At 55.1% G+C, this 14,094-nt stretch carries 9 protein-coding genes; 4 read left to right on the top strand and 5 right to left on the bottom strand.

Features of this window, described 5'->3' with window-relative positions; translation table 11 throughout:
- The first annotated feature begins 87 nt into the window (after positions 1 to 87).
- The 3 genes from ABLO27_RS06595 to prfB all read left to right on the top strand — a co-directional run bounded on the left by ABLO27_RS06595 (position 88) and on the right by prfB (position 5,314).
- Positions 88 to 1,395: an N-acetylmuramoyl-L-alanine amidase gene (locus ABLO27_RS06595; RefSeq protein WP_353031419.1), complete on the top strand. Its 1,308-nt coding sequence runs from the start codon at positions 88 to 90 to the stop codon at positions 1,393 to 1,395.
- 179 nt (positions 1,396 to 1,574) lie between these two features.
- The gene (locus ABLO27_RS06590) at positions 1,575 to 4,028 is read left to right on the top strand and encodes a penicillin-binding protein 1A (RefSeq protein ID WP_353031418.1); all 2,454 of its coding nucleotides are present in this window, start codon (positions 1,575 to 1,577) and stop codon (positions 4,026 to 4,028) included.
- A gap of 154 nt (positions 4,029 to 4,182) precedes the next feature.
- Positions 4,183 to 5,314 (top strand): peptide chain release factor 2 gene (prfB, locus tag ABLO27_RS06585; RefSeq protein ID WP_353031417.1). Its coding sequence is split into 2 segments (ribosomal slippage): positions 4,183 to 4,251 and positions 4,253 to 5,314, totalling 1,131 coding nucleotides; the frame shifts between segments, so codons are not numbered across the junction.
- Between the two features lie 55 nt (positions 5,315 to 5,369).
- Here the strand turns inward: prfB and ABLO27_RS06580 are convergent.
- From ABLO27_RS06580 to bcp, 3 genes are all read right to left on the bottom strand, one after another.
- Positions 5,370 to 6,716, bottom strand: coding sequence for a M23 family metallopeptidase (locus tag ABLO27_RS06580; protein WP_353031415.1), 1,347 nt, complete (start codon positions 6,714 to 6,716; stop codon positions 5,370 to 5,372).
- A gap of 90 nt (positions 6,717 to 6,806) precedes the next feature.
- A complete protein-coding gene (locus tag ABLO27_RS06575) occupies positions 6,807 to 7,643 on the bottom strand; it encodes a ferritin-like domain-containing protein (protein ID WP_353031413.1) in 837 nt (278 codons plus the stop codon).
- A 49-nt stretch (positions 7,644 to 7,692) separates the two neighbouring features.
- Positions 7,693 to 8,160: a thioredoxin-dependent thiol peroxidase gene (bcp, locus tag ABLO27_RS06570; RefSeq protein ID WP_353031411.1), complete on the bottom strand. Its 468-nt coding sequence runs from the start codon at positions 8,158 to 8,160 to the stop codon at positions 7,693 to 7,695.
- Positions 8,161 to 8,454: 294 nt separating this feature from the next.
- Here bcp and ABLO27_RS06565 point away from each other — a divergent pair, with 294 nt between their 5' ends.
- A complete protein-coding gene (locus tag ABLO27_RS06565) occupies positions 8,455 to 11,661 on the top strand; it encodes an AsmA-like C-terminal domain-containing protein (RefSeq protein WP_353031409.1) in 3,207 nt (1,068 codons plus the stop codon).
- 51 nt (positions 11,662 to 11,712) lie between these two features.
- Here the strand turns inward: ABLO27_RS06565 and tyrS are convergent, their stop codons facing one another.
- Positions 11,713 to 12,966, bottom strand: a complete 1,254-nt coding sequence (tyrS, locus tag ABLO27_RS06560) for a tyrosine--tRNA ligase (protein WP_353031407.1) — start codon at positions 12,964 to 12,966, stop codon at positions 11,713 to 11,715.
- Positions 12,967 to 13,165: 199 nt separating this feature from the next.
- Entirely contained in the window at positions 13,166 to 14,056 is an 891-nt protein-coding gene (locus ABLO27_RS06555) for a DUF4396 domain-containing protein (protein WP_353031405.1), read from the bottom strand.
- Between the last annotated feature and the right edge of the window lie 38 nt (positions 14,057 to 14,094).

Below are 14,094 nucleotides of genomic sequence, written 5' to 3'. Positions count from 1 at the left end.
GTGAACAGCATAAAGCATTTTCCTGATAGAGCAGATCGCGTATGACAAAGGCAACAGTGGGAATGTCGCAGGCGATTTGCGAGTATCATGACCGGTGAGATTGTGAATAAAAACTGGATAAAATCACAGGTTGGTAAGGCTTTAGGTGCCAGTTTTCTGGTTGTGGTGCTTCTGGCAATCGTGTTTGCGTTTGGTCTGCCATTTTCGTTTGGTCAGTCGGGTTCTGCGCTAGCCCAGTCAGCCAAACCGGTGATAACCGGTGCCCGGGTGGCCGGTGATGAAGACAGGACGCGATTCGTTCTGGACCTGAACGCGCAGGTGGTGCCTGTGATCTCCGGTTTGACCAATCCCTATAGATTGATCGTCGATTTGCCGGAAGTGACATTCGACTTGCCTGAAGGAGTGGGGCAGTCTGGTCGCGGTTTGATTTCCGACTGGCGTTTCGGTCTGTTTGCTCTGGGGAAATCACGGGTGGTGATGGATCTGACCGATCCGATCAGTGTCGACAAGACATTCTTCCTGCCGGCAGTGGACGATCAGCCCGCACGCCTGGTGGTGGACCTGGTGCGTTCAACCCCCGACGAATTTGCCGCTTTCGTTGCCACTTCCCGTTCCAGGGAAACTGCCAAAAACGAGAAGAAGTCGTCCAAGAGCGATCGACTCTCAGCTCCGAAGGCCAAAGACAAGCCGTTGATTTTGCTCGATCCGGGCCATGGTGGCATTGACACGGGCGCGACAGGCGTGGCCGGGACTCTGGAAAAGGCGATCGTGCTCGACTTTGCCAAACTGCTTAAGGAAAAACTCGACGAAGGAGATCTCTACGACGTGCGCCTGACGCGGGACGATGACACGTTCATTCCGCTTTCTCGGCGCGTGGAGATCGGGCATGAACTGGCCGCGGATCTGTTTATTTCCATACACGCTGATTCTGTGCGTCGAGGTCGTAAACTCGTCCGTGGGGCCACCGTTTACACGCTGTCCGACAGGGCTTCCGATCAGTTGGCGGAAGATTTGGCTGAATCGGAAAACATGTCCGATATCATCGCCGGCGTCGTTCTGGATGAAGAGCCGACAGATGTTACCGACATCCTGTTGGATCTGGCGCGCAGGGAAACGCGATCATTTTCGGTTTATTTCGCAAGAACACTTGTCAATGAAATGAAAAGCGCAGTTCGCCTTATCAATAATCCGCACAGATCTGCGGGTTTCAAGGTGCTGAAGGCACATGATGTTCCTTCAGTTCTGGTCGAGTTGGGCTATCTGTCAAACGAACACGACGAGAAGCTGCTGATATCCGAAGAATGGCGCGACAGAATGGCGAGTGCCATGACGGAAGCGATTCACGGATTTTTCCGACCTCGGCTTGCTCGAGGACAGGCCGCGGCATCGCAGTAAAAAGCTTGAATTGTTTGAGAATTTGCGGGTCTTGACTGGCAATTGCCTCAGCATCGCCATATTGGTGGCTGAGGAAGGCAGGCAACCAACTGTGCTTAGAGGCGCCAAAGGGTGCCGGAACAAAGTTTCCATGTTAGAAGACAGGAAGCGCTAAAGACGGGGAAAGACGAGCCCGCGGTATGAAATTTTTGGTGAAATTTTTTGGCTATCTCTTCGGGGTCGGTGCTGCTTTGGCATTGCTGATTGCCGCAGGGGTCTGGATGTATTTGCAGCACCTCGATGAAAGCCTGCCAGATTACACAGCCCTGAAGAACTACGAACCACCGGTCATGACCCGTGTTCACGCTGCCGATGGCAGCCTGATGGCGGAGTATGCGACGCAAAGGCGCATGTTTCTGCCGATTCAGGCTATTCCGGAAAGAGTGAAGCAGGCATTCATTGCGGCGGAAGACAAGAATTTCTATTCGCATATCGGCGTCGACCCGGAAGGTATCGCGCGTGCAGCTGTGCGCTTCATCCAGAACTACGGATCGGGCAGGCGCCCGGAAGGTGCGTCGACGATTACGCAGCAGGTAGCGAAGAACTTTCTTCTTACCAACGACCTTTCGATTGTCAGAAAGATCAAGGAAGCGATTCTCTCGCTCCGAATCGAGCAGGCCTATACCAAGGACGAGATTCTCGAACTTTACGTCAACGAGATTTATTTCGGGCTGGGGGCTCACGGGATTGCCGCCGCAGCCCTCATCTATTTCGACAAGTCGGTCCATGAACTGACGCTGGATGAAGTCGCCTATTTGGCCGCTCTTCCCAAGGCTCCCAACAACTATCATCCGTTCCGCCATACCGAACGTGCAATCGCTCGCCGCAACTATGTCATCGATCGCATGGTTGCCGACGGTTATGTCAGCGTTGAAGAAGGTCAGGAAGCCAAGGAAAAGCCGATTACGGTGAAACCTCGAGAGACCGGCTCCCGCCTGTTTGCCGCAGAATACTTCACGGAAGAAGTGCGGAGAGAAGTTGCCGACATTTTCGGCGACAAGCGCCTTTATGAAGGTGGCCTTTCGGTGCGTTCGACGCTTGATCCCGAACTCCAGAAGATGGCACGTGAGTCTCTCATGGAGGGGCTGATCAATTTCGACCACAAGCGTGGCAGCTGGAACGGTCCGGTCGACCGTATCACCATTGGCGCGGACTGGGGCATTGACCTGGCGAAAATTGAGGCCCTCAGCGACATTCCCGAATGGAAGCTGGCTGTTATTCTGGAAAGCGGATCCGACCAGGCAAAGATCGGTGTGCAGCCGGATACCCTTGTCAGCGGCAAACTGTCAGACGAGCGCACTACCGGACCGTTGTTTCTCGAGACAATGAAGTGGGCAAGGGTCAACGGTCGTGCCCCTGGTTCCGTTTCCGATGTTCTGGCTCCGGGCGATGTCGTCTATGTCCAGGAAAGCCAGGTTGCTCCCGGGACATTCGAACTTCGCCAGATCCCGAAAGTGTCCGGTGCGATTGTCGCAATGGATCCCTATACGGGCCGTGTGCTTGCGCTGGTGGGGGGCTTTAGCTTCGCGCAAAGTGAGTTCAACCGGGCAACTCAGGCCTATCGCCAGCCTGGATCCTCGTTCAAACCGTTCCTTTATGCGGCCGCTCTTGACAACGGCTACACGCCGTCTTCGGTTGTGATGGATGCTCCGCTCGAAATCAGCCAGGGTCCGGGGCTCGGCACCTGGCGTCCTCAGAACTACGGCGGAAAGTTCTATGGTCCGTCAACTCTGAGGACAGGTATCGAACTGTCGCGAAACGTGATGACCGTGCGTCTGGCACAGGACATGGGTATGCCGCTTGTGGCTGAATACTCAAAGCGTTTCGGCATCTACGACAATATGTTGCCAGTGCTTTCCATGTCGCTGGGCGCGGGCGAAACGACTGTCCTGCGCATGACCACCGCTTATGCCACTATTGCAAATGGCGGCAGGAAAGTGCGTCCGACCCTGATCGACAGAATTCAGGACCGCTATGGCCGCACCATTTACAAGCATGACAGCCGTATTTGCGATGGCTGCACGCAAGATGTGTGGGAGGATCAGGGCGAACCGACGCTGATCGATGATCGTGAACAAGTTCTGGACCCGATGACCGCCTATCAGATCACCTCGATGATGGAAGGCGTCGTTCAGCGTGGTACCGCTACATCGGTTCGTGCGGTCGGCCGTCCGGTTGCCGGCAAGACCGGTACGACCAACGACGAAAAGGATGCATGGTTCATGGGCTTCACACCGGACCTCGCGGTTGGTGTTTTTGTCGGCTACGACAATCCCAAGCCAATGGGACGCGGTGCAACCGGTGGACAGGTTGCTGCACCGATCTTCACTGACTTCGTCAAAAAGGCCTTGGCCGACAAACCTCCGGTGGAATTCCGTGTCCCGCGCGGTCTGCAGCTGATCGCGATCAACCGCCGGACCGGTCTGCGCGCGGCTCCCGGCACACCTGGTGCGATCCTGGAAGCGTTCAAACCGGGAATGGCACCCAACGACAGTTATGCGATCATTGACTTCCAGAGCTCGCTTGGCGTTTCCCACGCGGTATCTCCGGAGGCTCAGGACGCTGTCACTCAAGGCACAGGCGGCCTCTACTAAGGGCCCTGATGACGCCGGCGGAAAGGATTGTAATCCGCTGCGATTTACGTGGTTTACACATGTTGCCGGCCCGGCTAAGGTCCGGCTCCAATTCTCGGCCCGGTTGCTCGAAAACGAGACCGGGCCGTTTCGCATAATCTGAGAGAGGTATCCGATGCGCGCCGAGATGGAAGCGATCGTCGATGAAATCAAGCAGGCCATAAGCCTGCTGAGGAGGCATCTTTGACTGGGATCAGGCTCTTGTCCGTCTGGAAGAACTGAACGCCCTTTCCGAAGATCCCGAGCTGTGGAATGACCCGTCCAAAGCGCAAAAGCTGATGCGTGAACGCCAGCAACTTGATGACGGCATCAATGGCGTCAAGGGACTGGAGCAGGATCTGTCAGACAATATCGAGCTGATTGAGCTTGGTGAAATGGAAGACGATGCTTCCGTTGTGACAGACGCGGAAGACGCTCTGCGTGGACTAAAGGCCAAGGTCGACCAGTTGCAGCTCAATTCGCTGCTATCGGGCGAAGCCGACGGAAACGACACCTATCTTGAAATCAATTCTGGCGCGGGTGGCACGGAGAGCCAGGATTGGGCTTCCATGCTTTTGCGCATGTACAGGCGTTGGGCTGAAAAACGCGGGTTCAAGGTGGAAATCCTTGAGTATCACGATGGTGAAGAGGCAGGCATCAAATCGGCAACGTTGCTGATCAAGGGTGAAAATGCCTATGGCTGGATGAAGACGGAGTCAGGCGTTCACCGTCTGGTCCGGATTTCGCCCTATGACAGTAATGCGCGCCGACATACCAGCTTTTCCAGTGCTTGGGTTTACCCGGTGATCGACGATTCGATTGAGATCGACATCAACGAAAGTGATTGCCGTATCGATACCTACCGCGCCTCCGGTGCAGGTGGGCAGCACGTCAACACGACCGATTCGGCCGTTCGTATCACGCACCAGCCGACCGGTATTGTTGTACAGTGCCAGTCCGAACGCTCTCAGCACAAGAACCGTGCAACGGCCTGGGGCATGTTGAAGGCGCGTCTCTACGAGGCGGAACTCAAGAAACGCGAAGAAGCTGCCAATGCGGAGGCTGCCTCAAAGACTGATATCGGTTGGGGGCACCAGATCCGTTCTTACGTCCTCCAGCCCTACCAGCTGGTGAAAGACCTGAGAACCGGGGTGGAAAGCACTTCGCCCGGTGATGTGCTTGATGGCGATCTCGACAAGTTCATGGAAGCCGCGCTGGCTCAGAGAGTCTTCGGTGGTGACCCGGTCGAAGTCGAGGACATCGAGTAGGACTTCAGAAACAGCCAGAGAGAACGATTGCGGGGCCGGTTGGCCCCGTTTTGCATTATAGGGAAAGAGCTGTCAGCTGATCCCCGGCTGATAGAAATGTTGCCGGGTTGCTTGGCTTGTCGTTTCGGCGGATTTCGTAGTGGAGATGCGGGCCGGTTGACCGGCCCGTGGAGCCAACGTTGCCGATCAAATCTCCGGCAAGTACGTGATCTCCTTCGGCAATCTGAATACGGCTCAGATGGGCGTAACGCGTGACAAACCCGTTGGCATGGCGGATTTCCACCATCTTGCCGTAGCCCCCTTTTCTCTTTGCGGTGATGACTGTGCCGGGCGCTGTGGAGTATACGCGAGCACCGTAGGGGGCTTTGAAGTCGATGCCGGTATGCATGGCCAGGCGGCCCAGGAATGGGTCGACCCGTGGCCCGTAGCTGCTTGATACTCTGCCATTGCGAAGTGGGCGTTTGATCGGCAGGCGTAGCGCAGTGAATTTCACCCTTCTCAAAGCTTGCAGCGCATCGTCTGCCCGTTTCAGGCGCTCGGGAAACGTCTTGGAAGAAATCGGTTGGAAAGGGCCGCCAATCGCTGTGTTCTTGCGTAAGGCTGCATTGAGACCAGGCGTGATTTGAAGCGTTATGCCGAGGATGTCCTCAATGCGGCCTTCCGTTGCAACTGTAATTGCATCAATGGCGGCAGTGCTTTCGACATCCATCTCGGTGATATGCGCTTTGACCGCATCTAGCGCAGCTTGTTTTTCAGAGTTTTTTTTTAACTCTTCAGCGGAGGTTTCGGTAGCTGGTTGCTGAAGGACGGACAATGGATCAAAGCTCTTGCTTGTTCCATCTCTCAATCCCAAAGCCTTGACCGGCTCATCGATCAACTCGCTTTCGCCACCAATGGCGGTCTTGTCGTCGGAACTGATCGAGGCGAGGTTGCGGGCATCAATAGCCGGTTTTTGCGGGGGCATGGGTTTGTCGTTGCTGAGATAGATGCCAACGCTTTCAGCTCTTGCCACCAGGTCAGCCACGATAGCGTGCCGCTGGTTGAGACTTTGCTGTCTGCGGAGGACGTCCATCACCTGAATTTCGACAGTTTCACGGTCGACCATCTGCCGACTTGTCAGGTTCTCAATTTCAGTCCTGAGCCGGTCTATGTGGTCCTGATATTCCAATACCAGCTCAGTGCGTTCAGCGCTGGCTTCCGCCATCATGTCATTGCGAAGAACGTAGTAGCCGATCGTACCCGAGATCGCCAGAGTTGCCGAGATACAGGCAAGCGCACCGCAAATCAGATGAAGCGGACGGACACTGTAGGTGGTCGTCTGGGCATTCCTGCCCAACGCCGAATGGTGCGTCGCCTCTTTGGGCGCTCGATAGCTATGCGTCGTTTCTTGGCGCTGTTGCATTGTCACTCAGTCACTGCCTGCATTCTGCAAAAGAACTGAGTCTGATTAGAATTTGGTAAGGTTAATAATTCGTCTTCATTGCAGTTGAATTTACCCTGAGAGAGGTGCGAGAGGCTTGTAAAAACCGGGGGTTAGGCCAGCTTCCGAGCGTGCGCGATCATTAAACGGCGGTTTCAACGATCCCCTGAAGTGGCGACGGACGAATGTGTGAAAGGCCGGTTCAGGCCTGATTCCCTGACGATCGCACAAGAATCGGAACCATTTCGCGCCAAATGCAACGTGGAATTTTTCGTCACGATAAATGATGTCCAGGCACTTGGCCGTTTCCTCATCTCCGATCTCTCGTGCCTTTTCGATCATGGGTGGGGTAATGTCCAGGCCACGTGCTTCGAGCACCAGCGGGATGATCGCCAGGCGGGCGGCGAGGTCGTGACCCGTGTCCTGCGCCGCCTGCCAAAGTCCGTCATGAGCGGGCAGATCGCCATAGGCGGCGTCCAGTCCGGCCAGCCGGTCCTGAAGCATCGAAAAGTGTTTGGCTTCTTCCAGCCCGACCCTGACCCAGTCATCATAGTAGGAGCGGGGTAGGCGGGTATCTGCGAAACGGCCAACCAGATCCCAGGTCAGATCCACTGCATTCAACTCAATATGTGCCAGCGAATGAATAAGCGCCAGCCGACCGGCTTTGCCGGTCAGGCTTCTCTTGGGCATGTCTCTTGGGGCCAGCAATACTGGTTTGTCCGGTCGGCCCGGTCGGTGAGGCATGGGGCCGTCTTTGGATAGTGTCCCCAATGCCAGCTTCCTTTGAAACCAGGCTTTCGAAACGGCAAATGCCAATCGCACCTTTTCGGACGTGTCCGGGGTTGCAACGATGGCTCTGGCGCCTGCTACAAGGCTGGAGGGCAGGTTGGGTGCGAGATTTTCAGTCATTCTCTAGAAGGCTCAGTTTAGCGTCGCCGGTTCTCTTGGTTCGGCGACTTCAAAGTTCCCGGACAGCCTCGAGAACTGCTTCCGCATGTCCCGCAACCTTCACCTTGCGCCAGATCTGAGCGATTTTGCCTTCGGCGTCTACCAGAAATGTCGAACGTTCCACGCCCATATATTTTTTTCCGTACATGGACCTCTCCACCCAGACGCCATAGGCCTCTGCCGTTTGCTTTTCGGTGTCGGCGCCAAGCCGAACCGCCAGATTGTGTTTGGCGATGAAATTGTCGTGTTTTTTGGCGGTATCCGGAGACAGTCCGACGATGGTTACGCCTAACCTGTCGAACTCCCCGATCAGTTCAGAAAAGGCAATTGCCTCTTTTGTGCAGCCCGGTGTGTTGTCCTTGGGGTAGAAATACACAACGACGGGACTTCCCTTCAGCGCACCCAGCGAGATCCTTTTTCCACCATCACTTTCGAGGTCGAAGTCCGGTGCCGTATCCCCTATGGCCAATTCGCCCATTCTGCCTTCCTTCTGTCATAGTTTGTGCGTTAATGCCGTTAGCCGGCTGCCTCATAGCACGCAGCTGTCGCTTTTGCCGCAGCTTTTGACGTATCATAAGTCGTACAGCGACTCGATCAACGCTGCGTTAGATAACCCAGGTGCCTTGCCCCGGATTACACTGCATGCCTGTTTTATGCGTTCAGGCGGAAGAATGGACTGACTTAATTGCATAAACCTGGCGGATCTGAAGGACCGAAAAAAGCCAAGAGTGCGAAATCGCGACGCAAATATCTGCGCCTGCGGTACATTTCGTTGGCTATTCTCGCTTGTTTGGTCGCGGGCCTGGTTGTTCTCTTTTCCAGCGGTCCGGTTCGCATTCCCATGCTCGGTAGCCTGCTGGCGTATCAGGGGACACGGGGACCTGTTCAGCTATCCGTTGCCAGAGCAAGCGTGGACTTCACCTCGCCAGGTGGAATCGATGTCATTTTGGAAGACGCGAAGGCCGAGATTTCGGGAACGTCTCCTGTGAGCATCACTTTACCGAAACTAACCGCACCCATCGATCGAGATGCACTTTTGATGGGCAAGATTCATTTTTCCTCGCTCAATCTGGAACAACCGCATGTGACTGTCTCGCTGAAAGGCGGGCCGGCAAAGGTTCCGGAAATGGGACCGCTGATGGAAGCGGTCGACCGCGTAAGCGATGTCGTCGATGATCAGTTTGCACGCCGGGGGTTGCGCTTTGTCAGAATTCGAGACGGTTCTATTCAGCTTTCCGGAGCTTTTCCTCGCAGTTTCGAAGGTATCGATACAGACATCCTTCGCAGCGACAACCGTACAATCAGAGCTTTCGCGCGAGTGACCGGAAATGTCTCGACCTGGAGACTGGAGCTGGCGAGAACCGCACCGGAAGGTGGCGATCAGAAATCCATAGGTGTTGTGGTCAACGGTATCACGCTTGCGGAATTGTTGGGGCCGAACGCGGTCGGGAAACAGGGCAAGGGACTGAGGCTGCCAGCATCGGCCAAGATTGAGAGCAAGCTCGACGGCAACGGCAAATTCATCTCCGCCAATGCGGTTGCTTTGATGCGAGACGGCTGGTTTCAACTTGGCAGGACACTGGTCGCCTTCGATGACGCAGCCTTGTCGCTGCTATTCAAGGCAGGCCAGAGCGCCATCGAGATCACCAAATCACATGTAATTCGCGGCAATACCAAGATCTTCTTCACCGGTGGGTTGAAGCCTATCGGCGAGGGAACGTCGGATTGGTCGATATGGCTGGACACGAAACATCCTCAATTCGGTTCCTCTGATGTTCCTGAAGCGACGCACATGCTTGACGGGGTTTCCGTGAGAGCCCGTTTTGATCCGGTGGATCGCCTGCTCTCCATAGACCGGTTTACAGCCCGTTCCGGGAAAGCGGTGGTGCATGGTGTCGCTTCTGTGCAGATCACGCCTGACGGGCCTTATCTCGCGCTTGCCGCGGATGGGGAACAAATTCCGGTTGCCGTCGCAAAGCAGCTTTGGCCGATCACGCTCGTTCCACCTGCGCGCCGATGGGTGATCGAAAACATCAAGGGCGGGCTGCTGGAGACTGTGTCGTTTACCGGTGCCATTCGCCCACCAGGGTTTGACTACCGCGATCCGGATCCGGGATGGTCCGGAGATGATTTGCGGCTTGATATGACCTTTTCAGATGGCGCAGTGACACCGGTGGGTGACATTCCTGAGATCGGTGGCCTGAGTGGAACGCTGACCATCAAGGATGAAACCTTGACTGTTTTGGCCAGGGACGGTTCGGCTACGGCCTCAAATGGTGGCGACATTCGTTTGCCCGATGGAATGTTCGAGATCCTTAATCTTCCTCTCAGGCACGGCAAGATGGCCAAGGTGGCTGTGCGGGCCGAAGGCGAAACCCGGGACCTCGGCGCCATGGTCAACAGCGCACCGTTCAGTGTTCTTGATAGAGCAAACCTGAAAAACGATGGTGTCAGTGGTTCGGGGAACCTGGACATCAATGCAACGTTCCCACTCGGCAAGAAAATCGATGTCACAGAAATCGATTGGCAAGCCACAGGGCAGATGACCGACTTTTCGGATGAAAATCCGATCATGGGGCACACAATTAAGAACGCCGACATTTCGCTGGACGCCAACCGTGAGCAGGTTGCAATTACCGGCAAGGGTGTGCTCGACGGTTTGCAGGCAGACATCGACCTTGTCGTGCCTTTGGGCGGATCAGGTGTCGCGGCAAAGCAGGATGTCGTTGTTTCCGTAACTGCAGCGCAACTGAAGCAGAAAGGAGTCGACCTCACTGCCTTCCTGAAAGGTCCCATGACGCTTGCGGTCGCCAAGGTTGGCGAAGGTCAGGAGTTTTCGATCGACCTGAAACAGACCGAGATCCGGTTGCAGGCACTAGGGTGGCAAAAAGCAAAAGGCGTGCCTGCCAGAGCGACGTTCAAACTTATTGAGGGTGAAGACGAAAACCGGATAGAGAATTTCGACCTGGCGTCTGAAGGCGCGGATGTTGCCGGATCTTTGCGATTGAGCACGAAAGGAGATCTTGTCAGTGCTACCTTCGACACGTTCAAGCTACGTCCTGAAGATAATGTCGAAGTCGATATCCAACGAGCATCAGATGGCCGTTACAATATCATCTTCTCCGGCGCGTCGTTCGACGGCCGCGGGTTGATCCGCAGTCTGCGCAGTCCAGGCGGCAGCAAAGGCGAGGGGGACTTTGCTGAAGGCGCCAGGATTTCGGCGTCGATTGATCGTGTCATCGGTTTCAACAGCAAAAACCTCAACAACTTTTCAGGCAAGATCGAGACTGGAAAAAAGGGGCTGATATCGGCTGACCTCGAAGGCCTGATAGATGGTCGGTCTGACTTTGAGTTCAAGATCGTTGATCAGGACAAGAGCCAGCATGCGATCGGAAATTTTGCCGATACGGGTGCCACGCTTCTTTTTCTCGATGTCTACGAGCGCATGAGAGGCGGAAGCGGTTCCTTGAACGTCGCAATGGCGGATGAGGATAGCTGGGTTGGTGAATTCAAGGTTCGGTCGCTGCAAATAGCCGAAGACCCGGCAATCAAGAGTATTCGCGAACGCAACCGGCAGAACCCAAATCCCGGTGATCCGATCACGCCGGCAGCACAAGTCAACGGGTCAGCAAGTTTCGACACGCTCGATCTGAATTTTACCCGCGAAGGAGACGTTATGACGATCAGCCGTGGAGCACTGCGAGGCAATGCTCTCGGTGGTACTGTCAGCGGAACCGTGAACCTGGATCAACAGACCTTGAACCTCACGGGGACCTTCGTTCCGATTTACGCGCTCAACAACTTCTTTGCAAAAATCCCTCTGCTTGGCTTCGCGCTTGGGGGCAATTCGGGAGAGGGGCTCATAGGCGTGACCTATCGACTGTCCGGTTCGCTGTCCGATCCGGTTCTGACGGTTAACCCGATCTCGGTAATTGCTCCAGGAATATTCAGAAAGATGTTCGAGTTCCAGGCGAATTAAAAAAGGCCGGGTGTCGCCCGGCCTTTTTTGGAAATTTGCTGGAGAGCTGGATCAGATCGGCTTGAGCAGAACGTGTTTCTTCTTGCCGAGCGACAACTTGATAATGCCGTCTTCGGTGACATCTCCGAGAGAAAGCTGACGCTTGTCGTTCTGTTCTCCCTTGTCATTGATTTTGACTGCACCGCCCTTGATGTTACGGCGGACATCGCCGTTTGATCCGCACAAGCCAGCTGTGACAAAGGCGGACAGAACGCCCAGACCTGCTTCAAGGTCTGCCTTGGAAATCTCAACAGTGGGCAGACCTTCTGCCGATTGACCTTCTTCAAAAGCTCTACGTGCGGTTTCTGCGGCAGCCTCGGCCTTCTCACGACCATGGATCAACGCGGTCGCTTCCGTTGCCAGGATCTTCTTGGCATCGTTGATTTCCGATCCCTGCAAAGCAGCGAGCCGAGCGATCTCGTCCATCGGCAGGACAGTGAACAGCTTCATGAAGCGTTCAACGTCCGCATCTTCCGTGTTGCGCCAATATTGCCAATAGTCGTAGGCGGACAGCTGCTCCTCATTGAGCCAGACTGCACCGGCTGCGGTCTTGCCCATCTTGGCGCCGGACGCAGTGGTCAGCAGCGGGGAGGTGAGCGCAAACGCCTCGGTTTCCGTAAGTCGGCGTACGAGGTCGGTGCCGGACAGGATGTTGCCCCACTGATCGGATCCACCCATCTGCAGGCGGCACCCGGTTTGACGGTGGAGTTCCAGGTAGTCATAGCCCTGCAGCAGCATGTAGTTGAATTCGAGGAAGGAAAGATGCTGTTCGCGTTCCAGGCGCAGGCGAACCGAATCCCTCTGGATCATCTGATTGACGGAGAAGTGCCGGCCAATGTCTCTCAGGAAATCAACATAGTTCAGCTTCAGCAACCAGTCGGCGTTGTCGAGCATGACGGCGTCCGTCGAGCCACTTCCGAAGGTAAGCAGCTTCTCGAAGACTTTCCTGATTCCCGCCTTGTTTTCCTCGATGGCTTCCTCAGTGAGAATCTTCCGGCTTTCGTCTTTTCCTGAGGGGTCGCCGACACGCGTCGTGCCACCACCCATCAGGGCAATTGGTCTGTGCCCGGTCTTTTGAAACCAGTGCAGCATCATGATGGGTACAAGAGAACCGGCATGAAGGCTCGGCGCCGTGCAGTCAAAACCAATATAGGCCGTTACGGTTTCCTTGGCACACAGCTCGTCGAGACCCTTCGGGTCGGAAATCTGATGAATGAAACCACGCTCTGAAAGAACGTTTAGAAAGTCCGATTTGAACTCGCTCATGCCTGCTTGTCCGTCCGTAAATTGTTTCCTGCCGAATGGCGTATCTTTGGACGTGCTCTAACGCGTGCCGGAGGCATTGTAAATTGCAGCTAGGCGGAAAACGGCCTGAAACACCGTTAATCAGGGGCCTGATAGGTTGGCATTGCTAGTAACCAAGGTGCTCAAGTCGTTGTCCTTGGGACGGTATGAAGAAGCTGCTTCAGTTCATCAGACCAAACCTGATGGGTACAAACAGATCGGTGACGATACCGGCGCCGAACAGCAAGGCAAATGAAGCGGCAATAAGCGTGCATTGCATTGTAAAAGGCAGGGATGTCATCTGCATTTTGCCATGCTCCACATGATCGTCACCTCCGTCACGATTGTGGACGGGCATTTCCTCCATCGCGCTTGCCATCGACATCTCCGGTGAACGGTGGCCGAGAGATGGAGTGTCCTTGCCGGGCAAGGTCATGCACCCGTGTTTCAGATGGGAGGCGACGAGCCAGTAGTTGACCGGATAGGCGGTGATCAGACCGACGATCGAAGCGATGCTCATCCGAAACCAGAATTCCGGCGATGAAGGTTCCCTGGAATCTGGCCAGAAGCTGGTCAGAACAATCATCGTTGGTAACATTCCGGCCATAACGCAATTCATCGAGACAGTTTCAGCGAAGAACGTCTTTTGAACGGCCTTCCAGTAGTCACCTTCGAACATACCCCTCATCATCAAGGCCTGGAATATAAAGAGGCCACAGACAAAGCCGGCCAGGTACTCGAACACACTGTCCCAACCGTTTGTGAGCCCCAACGCGGGCACAATCGCTGCTGCGATGACAATTCCGGTCGCATCACCAGCCAGACAGTGCATTTCGCTGTTCACCGCCTGCTTCCATGTCTTTTTGGTGAAGGCGTCATGTCCTCCGGGGAAGGGGCTGCGGCACGTCATCAGGTAAAGAAAGCACCCGAATGGTCCAGTATAGGCGACCACCAGGACCCATGCGAGTTTTTGCACCCAACTGGTGACGCCGTTGAAAATGGAATCCCAGACAACGAATGCAAGGCTGGCAGCTGTGAGAACAAACCAGACGATCATGGCTCCTTGAATCATGTGTTGCACCTTTTTGTTGAGACTTGGAAAGCTCCGGC

Origin of the sequence: Roseibium sp. SCP15 (genome assembly GCF_040329435.1) — a bacterium.
Taxonomy (GTDB): domain Bacteria; phylum Pseudomonadota; class Alphaproteobacteria; order Rhizobiales; family Stappiaceae; genus Roseibium.
The sequence above is the reverse complement of the archived record's forward strand: the minus strand, read 5'-3'. Positions and strand labels throughout refer to the sequence as shown.